Below are 20,059 nucleotides of genomic sequence, written 5' to 3'. Positions count from 1 at the left end.
ATGCTGGTATTACGCAGAAAAATAGGTCAATCCATCCGCATTAACGACAATATCCGCATTGTGATTCAGGACATACAAAATGAGCATATTGTCCGTATCGGTATCGAAGCACCACCTGAAATACCGGTGCACCGCATGGAGATATACAATCTGATTCAACAGGAAAACAAGGCCGCAGCCAGCGCCAGGGCGCTGATATGGCTGAAGGGCGTCAAAGGAGTTGTTCATGAGCAGCGCGCAGATGGCACAAACCATGAGCCTGAATGACAGCATGCCACAGGCTGATGACAGGGCGATCCACTTTCCGCAAGGGATCGCCGGCTTCAGTGATGCCCATGATTTCGGCCTGATCTATGAAGGTGTCGGTGATATTGCCTGCCTTCAGTCCATTGATCAGCCCGAAGCGGCATTTCTGCTAACCCCGTGGAACGAGAGCCGTCTGGGCCCAAGGCCGGGGCTTAATCAGGAGCAATGCCAATGCATTGATGCAGACACATCCACCGATGTGGCATGGATGCTCGTCCTTAACCCGTTTGCCGACAGCCAGTGGGTCACCGCCAACCTGAAGGCTCCGATTGCCATCAATATGGAAAAACGCATTGCACTGCAATGCATCCGCCCCGAACCTGAGCTGCCACTGCGTTATCACTGGATGCCTCAGCCGGCATAACCCGTCTCTTTCGGCAGCAGTGCGTCTGTGATCGACTCACCCGCTGCCGAGACCATCGTTATCGTTTCAGCATGTAAATGGTGAAATCATCGGGAAGATAGTCGGTGCGACAGTGACAGTCCGGTGATAAGCGGCGACAAAATGAGAGCACATCATCCGGCTCATATGCCCTCATCTCACCCAGCAGCTCTGCATCGATCTTTCTGGCATCGAGCATATTGAAGGCGACACCATGGCGGCATAATGCATACATACGACTGACCAACCGGCGCATATAGGCCCCGTCATCATGTAGCTGCCAGTTCAGGGTACCGGAGAGAAGCAACCAGTCGAACGATGCCTGCGGCCAGTCAAAATCGAACAGTTCACCACACAGGAGATTCAAGCCCGGATTCATACGCATGCCGATCTCCAGAATATCGGGAGAGATATCAATACCGGTATACTCCACCGTCAATTTTCTGCCTCGCAACCAGCTGTAGAGATCACCGAAACCACAGCCGACATCCAGCACCGAATCTCCGGCAGCAACACCCACCTCCGCCAGCACCGTAAACAACTGCTTTTGTAGCCCCCGGGATGTCCAGAACAGTGCATCCGTTGAGTAGCCATGCACACGTGCACTGTCACGATGGCGTGCAACCATACGCTGGCGCTCATGCGCATTCATGCACTGCAAACCATCCTGCTCCATATCATTGATCCCCTTTCACTGTTGCCCGTCATCCGCCCCGTCATGCAGAAGAGAGCTGCAACAGCCCTCTTTCCACAATCACCCGTTGCATCTACAGTATCATTGCAGCAGTCCGCCATCGTCAAGGAGCCATACTTGAGTAAACAGCTGAGGAACTCATGGGCAAAAGAGCTGTCCCGCCTGCTGGAGATGGATGTCGCCGATATTGCCAGCCTGCCGGCACTCTACCGCCATGCCACGCACCTGTTGCGCTTTTCCTACCGCGTCATTGAGCGCTTTATCGCAGACAAATGCATTCAGCGTGCATCCGCCCTGGCTTATGCCTCGCTGCTGGCGATTGTACCGATGGTCGTACTGGGCTTTTCAATTTTCACCAGTTTTCAGGCATTTGACGCTGTTTCCGGCCATGTCCGCGATCTGCTGCTGGAGTACCTGATTCCCGCCAGTCAAAAAGCCGTTGAGGATTACCTCTCCACCATTACCGATCAATCGGCCGCCATCTCGATCTTCGGTGTCATCGGCCTGCTATTTACCGCCACAGCGCTGCTCAACACCGTCGAAGAGGCCTTCAACAGTATCTGGCGCATTACCCGCGCGCGCGGCTGGCTGTCAAAATTCATCACGTTCTGGTCAACCCTGACACTCGCTCCGATACTGATCGGTGCCTCGCTGACCATCACCTCCTACTTTGCCGCCATGCCACTGCTGCGACATGTGGCCGAAGGAGCAGGCTATCTTGGCCAGCTGCCATTTCTGCTCCCCTGGCTGATGTCATCGCTGGCGCTGGCAACCCTGTACACGGTCCTGCCTAATACCACCGTCCCCTTCCGCTATGCACTGGTCGGCGGACTGGCTGGCGGCGCCCTGTTTGAATGGACGAAGATCGGTTTTGCTTTTTACATCACCGAGATCGCCAATTATGAAAAGCTCTACGGGGCCCTCTCCACCCTGCCGATCTTCCTGGTCTGGTTATACCTCGCCTGGGTGGTGGTCCTGCTCGGCTCCGAGATCACCTTTTGCCTGCAGCATCCTGAACAATCCAACAGACACCGTAATCGATTTATCCATCCCGGCCTGCGCCAGTTTTATTCCCACCTGATTCTGCTGCGTGCAGCACAGGCACTGGAGCATGGTCAAACGCTGTCGATGGACAGACTGCTGGCAGAGACCGATGTACCGGAAAATATTCTGCAGGAGTGGCTTGACCGGCTAACCGAGCTCGAACTGCTGCGCCGCACCGACATCCAGGGCAAACAGGCGTGGGTGCTGGCACGCGACTCCGACCGCATTGAATTGATGACCATCTTTCAAAACCTGAATGATATCCCGATGCAGATACCGGAAGAGTGGAAAGATACCACCCTCGGACGACAGCTTGCCGGCCTCTATTTTCGTATGCAGCGCGAGCATGCCGATATCCTTACACCAATCAGCCTCAAACAGTTGCTGGCACGCACTGAAGAAGAGGAAGACGCCGGCTTCTCCGGCTGACATCATACGACCATGAAAAATGCCCGCCTGATCATTGCCGATTCCGAACATGATGCCGATATGCTTTATGCCAGCGGCATGTTTGTCCCTGACCCCTTTATTGCCATTGAGCTGGATGGAGCATGGCATGGCCTGTTCTCCCCGCTTGAGGTGGATCGGGCCAGAAAAGCCTCCCGCTTTGCACACATTCACCTGGACAGTGACTGGCGCGTAATCGCCGAAAACAAAGGCTGGTCGGGGCTTGCCGGTTGTGCAGCAGCGTTTCTCGATGCCGGCGGAGCCCGTGAAATCAGGGTACCCGCCTCATTTCCCCTGCTCCATGCCGACCGGCTGCGCAGCTGGGGCTTTACCGTTTCGGCATCGCCAGACGGATTTTTCCCCGACAGGGCGATCAAATCGGAAACGGAAATCGGTCACCTTGCTCAGGCGGAACGGCTGACCCGCCAGTCGATGCAGCAGGGAGAGCATTATCTCGCCCGCTGCAGCATCGGCGATGATGGTATTTTACGTGATCCGGACAGTGGCAAAAAAGTAAAATCCGATGATGTGCGACGGGTGATTGAAACCTTCCTGATCGGCAAGGGGGCGATGCCTGCCCATACCATCGTTGCCTGCGGACGCGAAGGAGCCGACCCCCACAATACCGGCAGTGGCTATATCCGTGCCGGTGAACTGATTATTATCGATATTTTCCCGCGCGTACTGACCACCGGCTACTGGGGCGACATGACCCGCACCTATGTCAAAGGCAAGGCAAGCACGGCCCAGAAAAAAATGTATCAGGCCGTACGTGAAGGTCAGGCCATCGGCCTCTCCATGGTCGCGGCCGGCGTAGATGGTTCCGCCATTCATCAGGCCATCACCGATCACTTTCATGCTGCAGGCTTTACCACCGGCATTGTCAAAGGCAAACAGACCGGCTTTTTCCACGGCACCGGCCACGGCGTCGGCCTGCAGATTCATGAGGCGCCGCGCATCTCCATTCGCAGCGATATCCTGCAGGCGGGTCAGGCGGTGACGGTTGAGCCGGGCCTCTACTATCCGGGCGTTGGCGGCGTCCGGCTTGAAGATCTGGTCGTCGTTCGCGACGGCGGATGCGACAACCTCACCCGCTACAAATGTACGCTGGAAATTCCGTAATCTTCATCGCGCCACACTGAAGGATGCTGCAAGTCAGATCAGACACGTAAGGGTTTGATGGGTAAGTAAAGGCAAAATGACTCGGACATCATGCCCTCGCCCTGCGGGCGGCCGTTGGCCGTCCAATCGGCTTCCTGCCTCTCTGTCACGCTTTTGTCTTTGCGAACTGATTTTTGCCAGGAGGGCAATAAATCAGCATATCCATAGAGAATAAGCCCCTGTTTTCATTGCTTTCCCGGGCAATACATGGTTGGGTGACCGTGCTATGGATCCATTCATCAAGTCACTGGCACTCTTTCTGGTGCTGTTCAATCCATTTCTGATGAGCATCTATTTGCAGGATCTGATTCAGGAGCTCGATCGGCCTACGTTTTTACGCGTACTGCTGCGCGCCTGCATGATCAGTGGCTTCGTATTCCTTATGTTCGCCTGGGGCGGTGAAGCAATTTTCACCGATATCCTGCAGGTCGAGTTCGCCTCTTTTCTGATTTTCGGCGGGCTGGTGATTTTTCTGATCGCCATGCAGATGCTGTTTATCGGCAGCGATGCCATCAAACGCATGCGCGGAGGTAATCCCGAACATATTTCCGGCTCCATTGCCATGCCATTCATGATTGGTCCGGGGACGATCAGCGCCAGCGTGATGGCGGGCTCCACGCTGAGTTACCCTGTCGCAGCCGGTAATATTGTACTGGCCCTTACCCTGACCGTCATCATGCTGATGATGCTGAAATATGCTTTCGACATCATCAAGGTACGCAATGCCAGCCTGCTTGAGCGCTATATCGACATTGCCGGCCGGGCCGGTGCATTACTGACCGGCACCATTGGCGTACAAATGATTTTGCAAGGCATACGCCACGTCATCTGATCCTGCAGCCAGCCAACCGCCAGCAGAAATAATGCGGACCACACCCTCTGCATCACTTCAGATGCGTACATACAGCCATACGGGTTTGCGCATTACTGTTGCAGGTGAGACGAGCATGGAGTCCGGGAAAAAATCAGAGCTATTGGAGCGCCAGGCGCGCAGTGTCATGACGTTAAACAGAGGTGCGCCTCTAACGTACGAAAGCCCGAAAACCGGTACTGGTAAAGAGGAGTGGATGCCGCTTGATTCCCCCCTTATAGATTTGCCGAACAGAGTGATTCTCTACAGAAACAAGCTGCGGATGCAGCGGCTGTAGTGAATCGCTCGCATGAGGGAATCCGCAGGACAAAAATATCGGGGGCGGCTTTCTTTCACCCCTTTCTTTACCGATAAAGAAAGGGGGATGCTCTGCTTTAGCAGAGTAGAGTCGTGTCGTTTTAAATGCATCTTATCGCTGACAGGGTATAAAAACCTGCTTCAGCCATCTTACCCGCTCATGCGCGATGAACAAACAAAGCTTCATCGCGAAAGCCCGAAAACCGGTGCCGGTAAAGATGAGTGGATGCCGCTTGAGTCCCCCCTTATAGATTTGCCGAACAGAGTGATTCACTACAGAAGCAAGCTGCGGATGCAGCGGCTGTAGTGAATCGCTCGCATGAGGGAATCCGCAGGACAAAAATATCGGGGGCGGCTTTCTTTCGCCCCTTTCTTTACCGATAAAGAAAGGGGCTGCTCTGCTTTGGCAGAGTAGCCGTGTCGCTTTAAAAGCTTCGTATCGCTGACAGGGTATAAAAACCTGCTTCAGCCATATTACCCGCTCATGCGCGATGACCCAAAAAAGGTTCATCGCGAAAGCCCTGCAACCAGTGCCGGTAAAGAGGAGTGGATGCCACTTGATTCCCCCCTTATAGATTTGCCGAACAGAGTGATTCACTACAGAAACAAGCTGCGGATGCAGCGGCTGTAGTGAATCGCTCGTATGAGGGAATCCGCAGGACAAATATATCGGGGGCGGCTTTCTTTCACCCCTTTCTTTACCGATAAAGAAAGGGGGATGCTCTGCTTTAGCAGAGTAGTCGCGTAGTTTTAAATGCATCTTATCGCTGACAGGATATTAAAAACCTGCTTAAGCCATATTGCCCGCTCATGCGCGATGAACAAACAAAGCTTCATCGCGAAAGCCCGAAAACCGGTGCTGGTAACGATGGGTGAATGCCGCTTGATTCCCCCCTTATAGATTTGCCGAACAGAGTGATTCACTACAGAAACAAGCTGCGGATGCAGCGGCTGTAGTGAATCGATCGTATGAGGGAATCCGCAGGACAAATATATCGGGGGCGGCTTTCTTTCACCCCTTTCTTTACCGATAAAGAAAGGGGGATGCTCTGCTTTAGCAGAGTAGTCGCTTAGCTTTAAATGCATCTTATCGCTGACAGGGTATAAAAACCTGCTTCAGCCATATTGCCTGTTCATGCGCGATGAACCAAAAAAGGTTCATCGCGAAAGCCCGAAAACCAGTGCCGGTAACGATGGGTGGATGCCGCTTGATTCCCCCTTATAGATTTGCCGAACAGAGTGATTCACTACAGAAACAAGCTGCGGATGCAGCGGCTGTAGTGAATCGCTCGCATGAGGGAATCCGCAGGACAAAAATATCGGGGGCGGCTTTCTTTCACCCCTTTCTTTACCGATAAAGAAAGGGGGATGCTCTGCTTTAGCAGAGTAGTCGCGTAGTTTTAAATGCATCTTATCGCTGACAGGGTATAAAAAACTGCTTCAGCCATATTGCCCGCTCATGCGCGATGCACATAAAAAAAACCGCCACGCCCTGCCCTGTTGAGAATCAGGAGCAGACTGTGGCGGCCTTACAATCAGATAATCAGGCTTTTACCAGGCCGGCAAAACGATCAAACAGATAATCGGCATCATGCGGACCCGGACTTGCTTCCGGATGATACTGTACGGAGAAAATTGGTTTCCCTTTCACCTGCAGCCCCTCAACGGTGCCGTCAAACAGGGAGCGATGGGTAATTTCCACACTCTCAGGAATCTCGGCATCGGCCACAGCAAAGCCATGGTTCTGGCTGGTGATTTCAATCTTGCCGGTGGTCTCATCCTTGACCGGATGATTACCGCCACGATGGCCGAACTTCAGCTTGAAGGTTGAGAGGCCCAGGGCCTGGCTGAGCAGCTGGTGCCCCATGCAGATACCGAAGATCGGAACATTGCTGTCGAGCAACTCGCGAATGGTATTGACTGCATAACCAACGGCTGCCGGATCGCCAGGGCCATTGGACAGGAAAATGCCATCCGGCTGCAGAGCCAGCACATCGGCAGCACTGGTCGTTGCCGGCACAATGCTCACCTTCATGCCACGATCAGAGAGTTTACGGAAGATATTGCGTTTGCAGCCATAATCGAATGCGACCACATGAGATGCCATGGCCGGAGCCTGATAACCGGGCTGCTCCAGATTATAGGTACCCTGCGACCATTCGGAGATCTCTTTACAACTGACCTGACCGACAAGATCGCGCCCTTCCAGACCTTCCCAGCCACGCGCCATCGCTACAGCATCCGCATCACTCATACCATCGGAGGCAATCACACCATTCTGCGCGCCGTGGTCACGCAGATGACGCACCAGTGCACGGGTATCAATGCCGGAGAGGCCGACGATGCCCTGCTTTTCCAACCATGCTGCGAGATCACCTTCGGCACGGTAGTTAGAGGTCTTGCGTGCCGGCACCCTGACGATACAGCCGCGAACAGCCACATCGGCTGACTCCATATCATCCTCGTTGATGCCGACGTTACCAATGTGTGGATAGGTAAAGGTCATGATCTGATCGGTATAGGAGGGATCGGTCAGAATCTCCTGATAACCCGTCATGGAGGTATTAAAACAGACTTCACCTACTGTATGTCCAAGGGCGCCAAAAGCATGCCCCCGGAAAATTCGTCCATCAGCCAATGCCAATATCGCTTCTGCCATCGCCACGCGCACCTCTCTGTTTTAGCGGCCCGCAGATTACGAAATAAGACCCTTAAAGTCGAGTTTCAAAACCGCAGGGCGCGTGGAAACACCCCGCAACAGAGGCAAAATCAGCTGTAAAAACTTCGCATTAATGAACTCTTCCCGTGAAGAGAACGGCCTGCCTCCATCCCCGCAATATAAACATCCATGACAACAGATCGCACCCGTCCCTGCCCCTGAAAGTATCGAGTTCCCTTTCCACCCGCGTGGTTACATGTTCAGATGATTTGGCGCAGAGTATGGCAACACCGCCGCAGTAAAAGGAGCAGATATGGCCGGGATCGATATAAAAGTGGTTAGCTCAATTCTGGAAGAGGCAGGCCGTGAGGTGATCATGCCGGCATTTTCCCGTACGGTGCACAGCCACAGCAAGGATGACGGCTCCATCGTCACCGAAACCGACCTTGCCTGCCAGCGCTTCATTGAAAGCAAATTATCACAACACTACCCCGCCATTGCCATGCTCGGTGAGGAGATGGATGAGCAGGAGCAACGGGCCCTGCTGACATCGGAAAATAAACAGCTCTGGTGCCTGGACCCGCTCGATGGCACCACCAACTTTGCCACCAACCTGCCGGCCATCGCCATTTCACTGGCACTGATTGAGGATGGCATGCCAGTGCTTGCCTGTATTCACGACCCGGTCAGCGGTGAAACGTTTACGGCCGAAGCCGGTAACGGAGCCTTCCTCAACCATCATCCGATCCGGGCCTTTGGGCAGTGTCAGCTTGCCGACAGCGTCGGCTTCATCGATTACAAACGACTCTCCCCCTCCATTGCCACCGACCTTGCCGGCAAACAGCGATACCGCAGCCAGCGCAACATCGGCTCATGTGCACTGGAATGGGCCTGGCTTGCAGCCGGGCGTGCCCAGTTCATCATTCATGGCGGCGAAAAGATCTGGGACTTTGCCGCTGGCAGCCTGATCGCAGCGGAAGCCGGATGCACAGTCGGCTCGTTTACCGGCGCACCGCTATTTCCTGCCCGCCACCTCTCTTCCTCGGTACTCGCCTCTGCAAGCAAGGCTCTTCATAGTCAGCTTTGCACCCTTCTTGAGACAGCAAGCATTGAAAAATAAAGATATTTTTCTCAACCTCATGTTCAGGGTCGATTTCTTCCCGCAAAACCGCTAGTGTGCGGCAGCAACAAGATTCATACAGGCATTTTTTGTCCGTCTTTTTAACTAAACAAGTGGGGGGATCAGGCGCATGGGTAGCGTTAGCAATCTTAAGATTGATCTGGTTGAAGTATGTGAGGCTGCGGCACGCGCTTGTGCGCCATTTGTCGGCTCAGGTCAGAAAGATGAAGGCGATGGACTGGCTGTTGATGCCATGCGTTCACGCATCAATAAGGTCAAAATGAATGGCACCATCGTCATTGGTGAAGGCGCCAAGGACGAAGCACCTGCACTTTATGATGGTGAAAAGGTTGGAACCGGCGAGGGTATCGGCGTTGATATCGCTGTTGATCCGATCGAAGGCACCAACCTGTTTGCAAAAGATATGCCCGGCTCGATTGTGACACTGGCAGCTGCTCCTGCAGGCTCCATGTACCAGCCTGGCTCCTGCTTCTACATGGACAAGCAGGTTTATCCAAAGGCCGCCCGTGGCAAGATTGATCCGGAGGCACCGATTGCCGACCGTCTGAAACAGCTTGCTGCAGCACTGGGCAAGGACGTTGCCGAGCTGAAGATCTTCATCCTCGACAAGCCACGTCACCATGCCATGATGAAAGAGGTTTATGCTGCCGGTGCCAAGATCCGTCTGGCCACCGATGGCGACGTAAACGGCGCAATTCAGGCCGTGCTGAACATGGGTTCCGATGCACTTTTCGGCATTGGCGGCACCCCTGAGGGTATCGTGACTGCCTGTGCAGCACGCGCCATGGGCGCTGAAATGTTCGGCCGCATGGCTCCTCAGAAGGACTTTGAGATCGAGCTGTGCAAGAAAGAAGGCATCGATACCACTCGCATTCTCACCCGCGATGAACTGATCACTTCTGATGACTGCCTGTTTATTGCTACCGGTCTGACCTCCGGCGCCTATGTTCGCCACGTCAAAACCGGCCATGACACCTATGGCAAGTTCATGACCACCGATACCGTCGTACTTGATGGCGGCATTGGTAACATCCGTCACGTTCAGACAACCATTCACGTTTGACCTTCTGCGTCTCTGACGCATAAGAGCAACTGATAACTTTTATAATCACTCGTGATTAGATTTTATACATACAACAAGTAGGGTTCATCGGGACCACTCACTGAAAAGGGGAAAACGCATATGAGCAACAATCGCAGACATCTGGCCAACGCAGTTCGTGCTCTGTCCATGGATGCCGTACAGAAGGCCAACTCCGGCCATCCGGGCGCACCAATGGGCATGGCAGATATTGCCGAGGTATTGTGGAACGACTACATGAAACACAATCCGGCCAACACCAAGTGGGCTGACCGTGACCGTTTCATTCTGTCGAATGGCCATGGCTCGATGCTGATCTACTCCCTGCTTCACCTGACCGGTTACGATCTTCCTATGGATGAGATCAAGCAGTTCCGTCAGCTGCACTCCCGTACCCCTGGTCACCCTGAATACGGTTATGCTCCTGGCGTTGAAACCACGACCGGCCCCCTCGGTCAGGGCATCACCAACGGCGTCGGCATGGCAATCGCTGAAGCGATGCTGGCTGGCCAGTTCAACCGTCCGGGCCACACCATTGTGGACCACAACACCTATGTATTCCTCGGCGACGGCTGCATGATGGAAGGCATTTCACACGAAGCATGCTCACTGGCCGGCACCCTCGGCCTCGGCAAGCTGATTGCTTTCTATGACGACAACGGCATCTCCATCGACGGCCATGTTGAAGGCTGGTTCACCGATGACACCCCTGCCCGTTTTGAAGCATACGGCTGGCAGGTCATCCGCAATGTCAACGGCCATGATGCAGATGAGATCAAGGCTGCCATCGAAACCGCCCGTGCCAACAGCGATCAGCCAACCATGATCTGCTGCAAGACCATCATCGGCTTCGGCTCTCCGAACATGGCCGGTTCACATGACTGCCATGGTGCAGCACTGGGCCACGAAGAAATCGCACTCGTCCGCAAGGAACTCGGCTGGGAGTACGAGCCTTTCGTCATTCCTGAAGACGTATATGCAGGCTGGGATGCCAAGGCCAAGGGCGCGGCTGCCGAGTCCGACTGGAATGCCCGTTTTGAAGCCTATCGTGCAGAGCACCCTGAGCTCGCTGCAGAGTTCGAGCGCCGTCAGGCTGCTGAACTGCCAGCCAACTGGGCAGAAGGTGCGAAGGCATGGATCGACAAGCTGCGTGCTGACAAGCCGGGCTGGGCTACCCGTGTAGCATCAGGCAAGACCATCGGCGCATTCGCAGCCCTGCTGCCAGAACTCGTTGGCGGCTCTGCTGACCTTGCACCATCCAACAACACCAAGTGGCCTGAAGCTGTTGCCTTCTCCAAGGAAAACCCGTCCGGCAACTACATGCACTACGGTGTACGTGAGTTCGGTATGTCCCACGCCATGAACGGCATGGTTCTGCATGGCGGCGTGATTCCATTCGGCGGCACCTTCCTGATGTTCTCCGAGTATGCACGTAACGCACTGCGTATGTCTGCTCTGATGAAGATCGGCACCATTTTCGTATACACCCACGACTCTATCGGCCTGGGCGAAGATGGCCCTACCCATCAGCCTGTTGAGCAGATCGCAACCCTGCGCATGATCCCTCGCATGAACACCTGGCGTCCGTGTGACGCGGTTGAGTCTGCTGTTGCGTGGAAGGTTGCCATTGAGCGCCGTGACTCACCATCCACCCTGATCTTCACCCGTCAGGGCCTGCCTTGCAACGACTATACCGACAGCCAGATCGCTGACATCGAGCGCGGCGGTTATGTACTGAGCGACTGTGCCGGCACCCCTGATGTCATCATCATCGCAACCGGTTCTGAAGTTCAGCTGGCACTGGCTGCACAGAAAGCACTGGCCGGCCAGAAGAATGTACGCGTTGTTTCCATGCCTTGTACCGAGCGTTTCGATGCACAGGATGCCGCATACAAAGAGGCTGTTCTGCCATCATCAGTCACTGCACGTGTTGCAGTAGAAGCAGGCGTGACCGGTTTCTGGGCCAAGTATGTCGGCCTCAATGGCAAGGTCATCGGCATTGACACCTTCGGCGAGTCTGCACCTGCAGATCAGCTGTTCAAACTGTTCGGTATTACGACAGAAGCTGTTGTTGCTGCCGTGAACGAAGTTGCCTGATCATTTAAAAGGAGAGAGGAGAATATAATGACAATTAAAGTTGGTATTAATGGATTTGGCCGTATCGGCCGCATGGCTTTCCGCGCTGTTGCAAAAGATTTCACTGATATGGAAATCGTTGGCATTAACGATCTGCTGGACCCTGAGTACCTCGCTTATATGCTGAAATACGACTCCGTACATGGCCGCTTCGATGGTGATGTAAGTGTTGTTGACGGTAACCTGGTTGTTGATGGCAAAACCATCCGCATTACTGCCGAGCGCGACCCTGCAAACCTGAAGTGGGATGAAGTGGGCGCTGACGTTGTTCTCGAGTGCACCGGCTTCTTCCTGACCGAAGAGACCTGCCAGAAGCACATCGATGCAGGTGCCAAGAAGGTTGTACAGTCTGCTCCATCCAAGGACGCAACCCCGATGTTCGTATACGGCGTAAACCATGAGACCTACGCTGGTCAGGCCATCGTTTCTGCTGCTTCCTGCACCACCAACTGCCTGGCTCCGCTGGCCAAGGTGATCAACGACAAGTTCGGCATCAAGCGCGGTCTGATGACCACCGTTCATGCTGCAACTGCTACCCAGAAGACCGTTGACGGCCCATCCATGAAGGATTGGCGCGGCGGCCGTGGCATCCTGGAGAACATCATTCCGTCCTCCACCGGTGCTGCCAAGGCAGTGGGCGTTGTTATTCCTGAGCTGAAGGGCAAGCTGACCGGTATGGCTTTCCGCGTTCCAACCTCTGACGTTTCCGTGGTTGACCTGACTGTTGAGCTGAACACCGAAGCTTCTTATGCAGACATCTGCGCAGCAGTGAAGGAAGCATCCGAGAGCGCAGGCATCGGCGAGACCCTCGCTTATACCAATGAGAAGGTCGTTTCTACCGACTTCCGCGGTTGCGGATTCTCATCGATCTTCGACTCCGAAGCCGGTATCGCGATCGACTCAACCTTCGTCAAGCTGGTTGCCTGGTATGACAACGAGTATGGCTACACCGCAAACATGATGCGCTTTGTCCGTCATGTAGCAAACAACTAAGAAACAATGGACGTGGGAGCTTTAAGCTCCCACGTTTGTCCGTGTCGGTTTGGCAACAAGCCCTCAAGGACAAGCGTTTTATGTCCTAAAACCGCTGTAACACTGCGACCGCAGTCCGCTTCCAGCCCGGGCGTCATTGCGGCCTCACCAAAAGGAGCATGTCCATGGCATTTATCAAAATGACTGATCTCGATCTCAAGGGAAAGCGCGTATTCATCCGTGCAGACCTCAATGTGCCTGTCAAAGACGGCAAAGTAACCTCTGATGCACGTATCACTGCATCCATGCCGACCATTGAATTCGCCATCAAAGCCGGCGCAAAAGTAATGGTAACCTCCCACCTTGGCCGTCCTACCGAAGGCGAGTGGTCTGAAGAAGTTTCTCTGCAGCCGGTCGCAGATGTCATGAGCGCAAAACTCGGCACCACTGTTCGCCTGGTCAAAGACTGGGTCGCTGGCGGCTTCGATGTGGCTGAAGGTGAAGTGGTTCTGCTGGAAAACTGCCGTATCAACAAGGGCGAGAAGAAGAACGACGATGCGACTGCAAAAGCCTATGCAGCGCTGTGCGACGTATTTGTCATGGACGCGTTCGGCACCGCTCACCGCGCTGAAGCCTCTACCTACGGTGTTGGCATGCATGCACCGGTTGCTGCAGCCGGTATGCTGCTGAGCGAAGAGCTGGATGCACTCGGCAAGGCTCTCGCAGCCCCTGCCCGCCCGATGGTTGCCATCGTGGGCGGTTCCAAGGTTTCCACCAAACTGACCGTGCTTGAAGCACTGGCAGGCAAATGTGACCAGCTCGTGGTTGGTGGCGGCATCGCCAACACCTTCCTGAAGGCTGCCGGTAACAACGTCGGCAAGTCACTGTGTGAAGATGATCTCGTACCAACTGCCCAGAAGCTGATGAAGGACATGACCGCTCGTGGCGCAACCATTCCGGTTGCTGTTGACGTTGTTTGCGGCAAGAAGTTTGCTCCGGATGCTGAGGCAACCCTGAAAGATGCAGGCGATGTGGCCGATGATGATATGATCTTCGATATCGGACCTAAATCTGCAGCTGAGCTGGCAGAGATCATCATGAGTGCAGGTACTGTCGTCTGGAACGGTCCGGTCGGCGTATTTGAGTTCGATCAGTTCGGCGAAGGCACCAAAGCCATCGCTGAAGCGATTGCCAACACCAATGCATTCACCCTGGCAGGCGGCGGTGACACCATCGCAGCTATCCAGAAGTATGACATTTTCGACAAGGTTTCTTATATCTCAACAGCCGGTGGCGCATTCCTCGAATACCTCGAGGGCAAGCAGCTTCCAGCTGTTGCAATGCTTGAGGAGAGAGCAGCTTAAGTGTCTTCCATTATTCGCAGAACCAAAATTGTAGCAACACTCGGTCCGGCTTCGGAATCCCCTGCCGTACTTGATAAGCTGGTTGGCGCCGGTGTTAACGTCGTACGTCTGAACTTTTCGCACGGCACACCGGAAGAGCACCAGCAGAGAGCCGAGAATGTCCGCGCGGCAGCACGCAAACACGGTGTTGTCGTCGGTATTCTCGCTGACATGCAGGGACCGAAGATCCGTATCGGTAAATATGTTAACGGCAAGACTTACCTCGAGCCCGGCCAGAAATACATCATTGATGCAGATCTGGATCTGAACGCAGGTAATGACGAGCGTGTAGGTATCACCTACAAGGAGCTGATCACCGATGTAAAACCTGGTGATCGTCTGCTGCTCAATGACGGCCTGATTGTGATGGATGCAGATGCCATTATCGGTCGCGAAATCCACTGTACGGTTGTACTTGGTGGCGAGCTTTCCAACAACAAGGGCATCAACAAGGCCGGTGGCGGTCTCTCTGCTGAAGCCCTGACCGAGAAAGACAAGGAAGATATCAAGACTGCCTGCGCCATCGGTGCAGACTACATTGCCATCTCCTTCCCGCGTCACGGTGCAGATATGGAATATGCCCGCAAGCTTGTTCGTGAAGCTGGTGGTCATGCCGGTCTGGTAGCCAAGGTTGAGCGTGCAGAAGCGGTGGAAGATGAAAATCTGAAATCGATTATGGAAGCGTCCGATGCCGTCATGGTTGCCCGTGGTGATCTCGGCGTGGAAATCGGTGATGCAGCCGTTCCGCCTGTGCAGAAGAAAATTCTTCGCATGGCTCCGAAGTATAACTGCCCGGTGATTGTTGCGACCCAGATGATGGAGTCGATGTGCAACCATCCGATCCCGACCCGTGCTGAAGTGAATGACGTGGCTAACGCCGTCCTCGACGGTGCAGATGCTGTCATGTTGTCTGGCGAGTCTGCAGCAGGTAAATACCCTGTTGAAGCGGTTGCTGCCATGCACAGAACCTGTGTTGAGACCGAGAAGCAGCGTGTGCTCCCCTCTTCATCCACACGGGACCCTCGTTATCCGCCTCACTCTGTCGATGAGTGCATTGCACGCCAGGCCATGGAGACAGCGCACTCCATGCCGATCCGTGCCATTGCGGCATTCACAGACTCCGGCAATACCGTTCTCTATATGTCCCGTCACCTGGGCGATGTGCCGATCTATGCACTGACACCGCGCGCTACCACGCTCGGACGCGTCACGCTGTTCCGCAACGTCACCCCTCTGTGCATGGATGTTGATTACGGTCCGACCGAGGCTCCAAAAGCCACCGTTGATCTGAAGAACCGTATGCTCGATGATGGGCTGGCAGAAAAAGATGATCTGATTGTCATGACATTCGGTACCCCGATGGGTCACTCCGGTGGCACCAATGCCATGAAGATTATTCGTATTGGCGATAACCTCGAATAATTCGGGGCTTTCGTCACAAAGGTTTTGATACAACATACAGGGTATAAACCTTGTAAATCTTAAGGAGGAAGGAAATGGCACTCATTTCAATGCGACAACTGCTGGATCACGCAGCCGAACACGGCTACGGCATGCCGGCATTCAACGTTAACAATCTGGAGCAGGTTCAGGCCATCATGGAAGCGGCCAATGAAACCAACTCCCCTGTGATCATGCAGGGTTCCGCCGGCGCACGTAACTATGCCGGTGAGCCATTCCTGCGCCACCTGATCATTGCTGCAATCGAGCAGTATCCGCACATTCCTGTCTGTATGCACCAGGACCATGGTTCCGAGCCGGCTGTCTGCCTGCGCTCAATCCAGTCCGGCTTTTCATCTGTGATGATGGACGGCTCCCTGATGGCTGACGCCAAGACCCCGTCCTCTTATGAGTACAACGTCAACGTCACCAGGACCGTGGTTGATATGGCTCATGCCGGCGGCGTGTCTGTTGAAGGCGAGCTCGGCTGCCTGGGTTCACTGGAAACCGGTATGATGGGTGAAGAAGACGGCCACGGCGCAGAAGGCGTTCTGGATCACTCTTCCCTGCTGACCGATCCTGAAGAAGCTGCTGACTTCGTTGAGAAGACCGGCGTGGACGCACTGGCAATCGCTATCGGTACCTCTCATGGCGCTTACAAGTTCACCAAGCCGCCAACGGGCGACATCCTCTCCATCGACACCGTGAAGAAGATTCACGCTCGTATTCCGAACACCCACCTGGTCATGCACGGTTCTTCTTCCGTACCGCAGGACTGGCTGACCGTGATCAACGAGTTCGGTGGCGAAATGGGCGTAACCTATGGCGTACCGGTTGAAGAGATCGTTGAAGGCATCAAGCACGGCGTGCGTAAGGTCAACATCGACACCGACCTGCGTATGGCATCTACCGGTGCAATCCGCCGTCACCTGGCACAGAACCCATCGAACTTCGACCCACGCAAGTTCTACAAGGTTGCCAAGGATGCAATGAAGCAGATCTGTATCGATCGTTACGTTGCTTTCGGTTCTGCCGGCCATGCCGACAAGATCGTACCAAAATCACTGGAATCCATGATCGGCTTCTACAAGTAAGAAGATTTATCTTCGTGAAGAGGCGGGCCGTAAGGTCCGCCTTTTTTCTTTCCCTGCCCCGCTCCCCACAGATCCGGCTCAATATACAAAATACCGCCACCTGACTTACGCACTGTCGCATGGCTCGTGCTGCCGGCACTGTATGCACGTGGTATCGGCTGAAGGCGGAATATAGCTTCCGCCCCATGGTTACTGCCTCGATATTGAATGTCCGCATTGGATATATCGATAACTGACATCAGGCGTTTTAAAGCTAATCAGTACCATCTTTGTTCGGGCGATTTGACTATGCCTGGCCTGGAACAACTTCCTGCACGGCTGACGCCAACCTTTTCAAATACCCGGATGTCAAGCCTGACCCGGTTAATTAAATCCGCCGATGAAAATGCGCGAAACGAGTCCTGCCCCCCTATGGCCTGGTAGTAGCTTTGCACTGTTGGCAGGGAGTGTTGACAAAATAAACTTGAATGTTGCGCAATAAGTGCAATAGTATCCATTATATTTAATGGACGGTGAAGGAAATGCTGCTTGAATTCTCTGTTGAAAATTTCAGATCAATTCGCGAAAAGCAAACGCTAAGTATGATTGCTGCTCCGACGAATAAAGAACATTTCGATACCCATGTCATAAATACAGGAATTCGAGGTGCTGTAAGCGTACTTAAGTCGGCGGTGATCTATGGCGCAAATGCGAGTGGAAAGTCCAATCTGATTCTGGCAATGAATTACATGCGCTCAGTTGTTGCTGAGTCTGCATCTATTAAGCCCGGACATAAGTTCAATATGAAACCATTTCTGCTCAATGAATCTTCCGCATCCCATGAAGTTCCGACAAGCTATGAAGTAAGTTTTATTGTTAACGATGTGCGTTACCAATATGGGTTTTCTATGAATCTTGATCGAATCCTTGAGGAGTGGTTGTTGGCTTACCCATCGCCAAAACCTCAAACGTGGTTTTATAGAAAATATGATTTGCAGACTGAAGAGTATGTTTATGAATTCAGTTCGTATTTTACTGGTCAAAAGAAGCTTTGGCTTGAGTCCACTCGAGAAAATGTGTTGTTTTTATCGATTGCTACTCAACTGAATAGCGAGCAGCTCACTCCGATATTTAACTGGTTGGCGAATGACTTGGTCGTTTCTTCATCTGGTGGGTTCACTTCGTTTGATTTTACCACTTCGCTGTTGGATGATGTATCCAAAAAGAAGTCGATCCAGAACTTTTTAGTTTCTGCTGATATTAGTATTTCAGATATCTCCACAGTCCAGAGAAAAGGGTTTCGTCAAACCATCAACTTAAATAGTGATGGTAAGGTCGATTCAAGTGCTGCTGAACATGAGATGTTGCTTCCTCAATTCACGCATAAGACAGCTTCAGGAACTGCTACTTTTGAACTTGGAGATGAATCCTTTGGTACTCAGAAGCTTTTTTCGTTAGCGGGACCATTGCTTGATATCTTGGAAAAAGGGCGTGTTTTTGTGGTTGATGAGCTTCACAATAGCTTGCACCCGCTTCTCGTAAAACATTTGGTTGAGGTGTTTCATAACAAAGACACAAACCCACACAATGCTCAGTTGATTTTTTCTACCCATGACACATCGCTTTTGAATTCAAAAACCTTCCGAAGGGATCAAATTTGGTTTGTTGAAAAGGATAAAGATCAAGCAACAGAGCTCTTTCCTCTTACTGACTTTAGCCCTAGGAAAGGGGAAGCTCTTGAGAAAGGTTATTTGTCAGGACGTTATGGTGCGCTACCATTTTTTGATGATACCTTGTCATGGTAAGAGATAACCATCCAAAGTTTCGTCAAGCCAAAAGGCTTGAAAGAAAAAAACCGACACGCCCAACGCATGATAGAATCCTCATCATTTGCGAGGGGGCGAAAACAGAACCGAATTACTTTAATGAAATCCGATCCAAGTATCGCATTCATTCAGCACATGTTGGTATTTATAACAGTGCGTATGGAACTAATCCAAAACAAGTGGTCGAGTTTGCAAAGGATAAGTTTCATGAAACTCGAGAATGGGAAAAGGTGTTTTGTGTTTTTGATAGGGATGATCATGAATACTTTGATGATGCGATCAGGATGTGCGAAGCATTCGATAAAGCTTTTCGTAATGACATAAAGCAATTTGCAAGATTTATTCCGATTCCTTCAATACCTTGTTTTGAGCTGTGGTTGTTGCTGCATTTCGAATGTGCGACTAAAGAAATACATCGGAATCAAGTGTATGCGGTGTTGAATAAGCATCTCAAGGGTTACAGAAAAGGGGGTGTTGGGTATTTCGCAGCCACTTGTGAACGACTTCCGTCAGCCTTGGAAAATGCGCAGAGACTACGTGATGAACGGCAGAGGCATGGTAGAAAGAATCCATTTACAGAAATAGATAGACTGGTCATGACCCTTCTTGATTTGAAGGGTATATAGATCACGAAGGAGGAGGGGCTCATGAATTCGGAGCAATGGGAGTCAGGACTTGTTTTGCGCATTTGTCATCGGCGAGCAGTCTGTCGGACTTGACTCATAGTGAGGGTGTAAGAATTTTTGTGTAAACGGAGTTTGGTTCAATGCCGTGGCATCCTGTCGTCAAATTGAATGCTAAAACGGTTGAGTGCTGATTTCCAATCCCGGATTGGTGGAAGCGCGGGGCCAGTTCTTTACTTTATAGTTAAGAAACTGCGCTGGGGGGAGGGTGTCCTGAATTTTGTGTAAACGGTCAATCTGGCGGAGTCTTCCGCCTCACCCAAAGGAGCGAGTATGACCGTTTCAAAATTATCCACTGAACTGCTGGATCAGCTGTTATCCGACTATAAAAAGCCGGAAGACCTGATTGGCGAAAATGGACTTCTCAAACAACTGACGAAGGCATTGGTTGAGCGTGCCCTTGAAGCTGAGATGGAGCACCACCTGGGGCATGCCCGGCATGA

16 protein-coding genes and 1 pseudogene are annotated in these 20,059 nt (G+C 52.8%); 15 read left to right on the top strand and 2 right to left on the bottom strand.

The features are described 5' to 3' along the window. On the top strand, window positions 1-267 hold the full coding sequence (locus FEF65_RS09075; protein ID WP_138239495.1) for a carbon storage regulator: 267 nt from the start codon (window positions 1-3) through the stop codon (window positions 265-267). Then, on the top strand, window positions 227-670 hold the full coding sequence (fliW, locus tag FEF65_RS09070) for a flagellar assembly protein FliW (protein ID WP_238701309.1): 444 nt from the start codon (window positions 227-229) through the stop codon (window positions 668-670). The genes FEF65_RS09075 and fliW overlap by 41 nt, the downstream gene beginning before the upstream one ends. Window positions 671-728: 58 nt before the next feature. Here the strand turns inward: fliW and FEF65_RS09065 are convergent, their stop codons facing one another. Beyond that, on the bottom strand, window positions 729-1,364 hold the full coding sequence (locus tag FEF65_RS09065; protein ID WP_238701308.1) for a class I SAM-dependent methyltransferase: 636 nt from the start codon (window positions 1,362-1,364) through the stop codon (window positions 729-731). Between the two features lie 135 nt (window positions 1,365-1,499). On the opposite strand from FEF65_RS09065, the gene FEF65_RS09060 reads away from it, so the two are divergent. The 3 genes from FEF65_RS09060 to FEF65_RS09050 all read left to right on the top strand — a co-directional run bounded on the left by FEF65_RS09060 (window position 1,500) and on the right by FEF65_RS09050 (window position 4,866). Continuing rightward, window positions 1,500-2,855 (top strand): YihY family inner membrane protein, encoded by a 1,356-nt coding sequence (locus FEF65_RS09060; protein ID WP_238701307.1) that lies wholly within the window; start codon window positions 1,500-1,502, stop codon window positions 2,853-2,855. Window positions 2,856-2,867: 12 nt separating this feature from the next. Continuing rightward, on the top strand, window positions 2,868-3,995 hold the full coding sequence (locus tag FEF65_RS09055) for a M24 family metallopeptidase (protein ID WP_138239493.1): 1,128 nt from the start codon (window positions 2,868-2,870) through the stop codon (window positions 3,993-3,995). A gap of 265 nt (window positions 3,996-4,260) precedes the next feature. Continuing rightward, window positions 4,261-4,866, top strand: coding sequence for a MarC family protein (locus FEF65_RS09050; protein WP_138239492.1), 606 nt, complete (start codon window positions 4,261-4,263; stop codon window positions 4,864-4,866). A 1,879-nt stretch (window positions 4,867-6,745) separates the two neighbouring features. Here the strand turns inward: FEF65_RS09050 and carA are convergent. Continuing rightward, window positions 6,746-7,861: a glutamine-hydrolyzing carbamoyl-phosphate synthase small subunit gene (carA, locus tag FEF65_RS09040; protein ID WP_138239490.1), complete on the bottom strand. Its 1,116-nt coding sequence runs from the start codon at window positions 7,859-7,861 to the stop codon at window positions 6,746-6,748. Between the two features lie 313 nt (window positions 7,862-8,174). Here carA and FEF65_RS09035 point away from each other — a divergent pair, with 313 nt between their 5' ends. From FEF65_RS09035 to FEF65_RS08990, 10 genes and pseudogenes are all read left to right on the top strand, one after another. Further along, window positions 8,175-8,981, top strand: coding sequence for an inositol monophosphatase family protein (locus tag FEF65_RS09035; protein ID WP_138239489.1), 807 nt, complete (start codon window positions 8,175-8,177; stop codon window positions 8,979-8,981). A gap of 130 nt (window positions 8,982-9,111) precedes the next feature. Next, window positions 9,112-10,065 carry a class II fructose-bisphosphatase gene (glpX, locus tag FEF65_RS09030; protein WP_138239488.1) on the top strand — a complete coding sequence of 318 codons (954 nt, stop codon included), beginning with the start codon at window positions 9,112-9,114 and terminating at the stop codon, window positions 10,063-10,065. Between the two features lie 120 nt (window positions 10,066-10,185). Further along, on the top strand, window positions 10,186-12,180 hold the full coding sequence (gene tkt, locus FEF65_RS09025; protein ID WP_138239487.1) for a transketolase: 1,995 nt from the start codon (window positions 10,186-10,188) through the stop codon (window positions 12,178-12,180). Window positions 12,181-12,207: 27 nt separating this feature from the next. Then, entirely contained in the window at window positions 12,208-13,212 is a 1,005-nt protein-coding gene (gene gap, locus FEF65_RS09020; RefSeq protein WP_138239486.1) for a type I glyceraldehyde-3-phosphate dehydrogenase, read from the top strand. 164 nt (window positions 13,213-13,376) lie between these two features. Then, on the top strand, window positions 13,377-14,555 hold the full coding sequence (locus FEF65_RS09015) for a phosphoglycerate kinase (RefSeq protein ID WP_138239485.1): 1,179 nt from the start codon (window positions 13,377-13,379) through the stop codon (window positions 14,553-14,555). Continuing rightward, window positions 14,556-16,016, top strand: a complete 1,461-nt coding sequence (gene pyk / locus FEF65_RS09010) for a pyruvate kinase (RefSeq protein WP_138239484.1) — start codon at window positions 14,556-14,558, stop codon at window positions 16,014-16,016. A gap of 74 nt (window positions 16,017-16,090) precedes the next feature. After that, entirely contained in the window at window positions 16,091-17,128 is a 1,038-nt protein-coding gene (gene fba, locus FEF65_RS09005; RefSeq protein ID WP_138239483.1) for a class II fructose-bisphosphate aldolase, read from the top strand. A gap of 521 nt (window positions 17,129-17,649) precedes the next feature. Beyond that, on the top strand, window positions 17,650-18,912 hold the full coding sequence (locus tag FEF65_RS09000) for an AAA family ATPase (RefSeq protein ID WP_138239612.1): 1,263 nt from the start codon (window positions 17,650-17,652) through the stop codon (window positions 18,910-18,912). After that, on the top strand, window positions 18,906-19,559 hold the full coding sequence (locus FEF65_RS08995; RefSeq protein WP_138239482.1) for an RloB family protein: 654 nt from the start codon (window positions 18,906-18,908) through the stop codon (window positions 19,557-19,559). Before FEF65_RS09000 ends, FEF65_RS08995 begins: the two co-directional genes overlap by 7 nt. Window positions 19,560-19,889: 330 nt before the next feature. Next, window positions 19,890-20,059: pseudogene (locus tag FEF65_RS08990) on the top strand (IS256 family transposase); the annotation flags it as partial.

Source organism: Mariprofundus erugo (assembly GCF_005818865.1).
GTDB classification, from domain to species: Bacteria; Pseudomonadota; Zetaproteobacteria; order Mariprofundales; family Mariprofundaceae; genus Mariprofundus; species Mariprofundus erugo.
The sequence above is the reverse complement of the archived record's forward strand: the minus strand, read 5'-3'. Positions and strand labels throughout refer to the sequence as shown.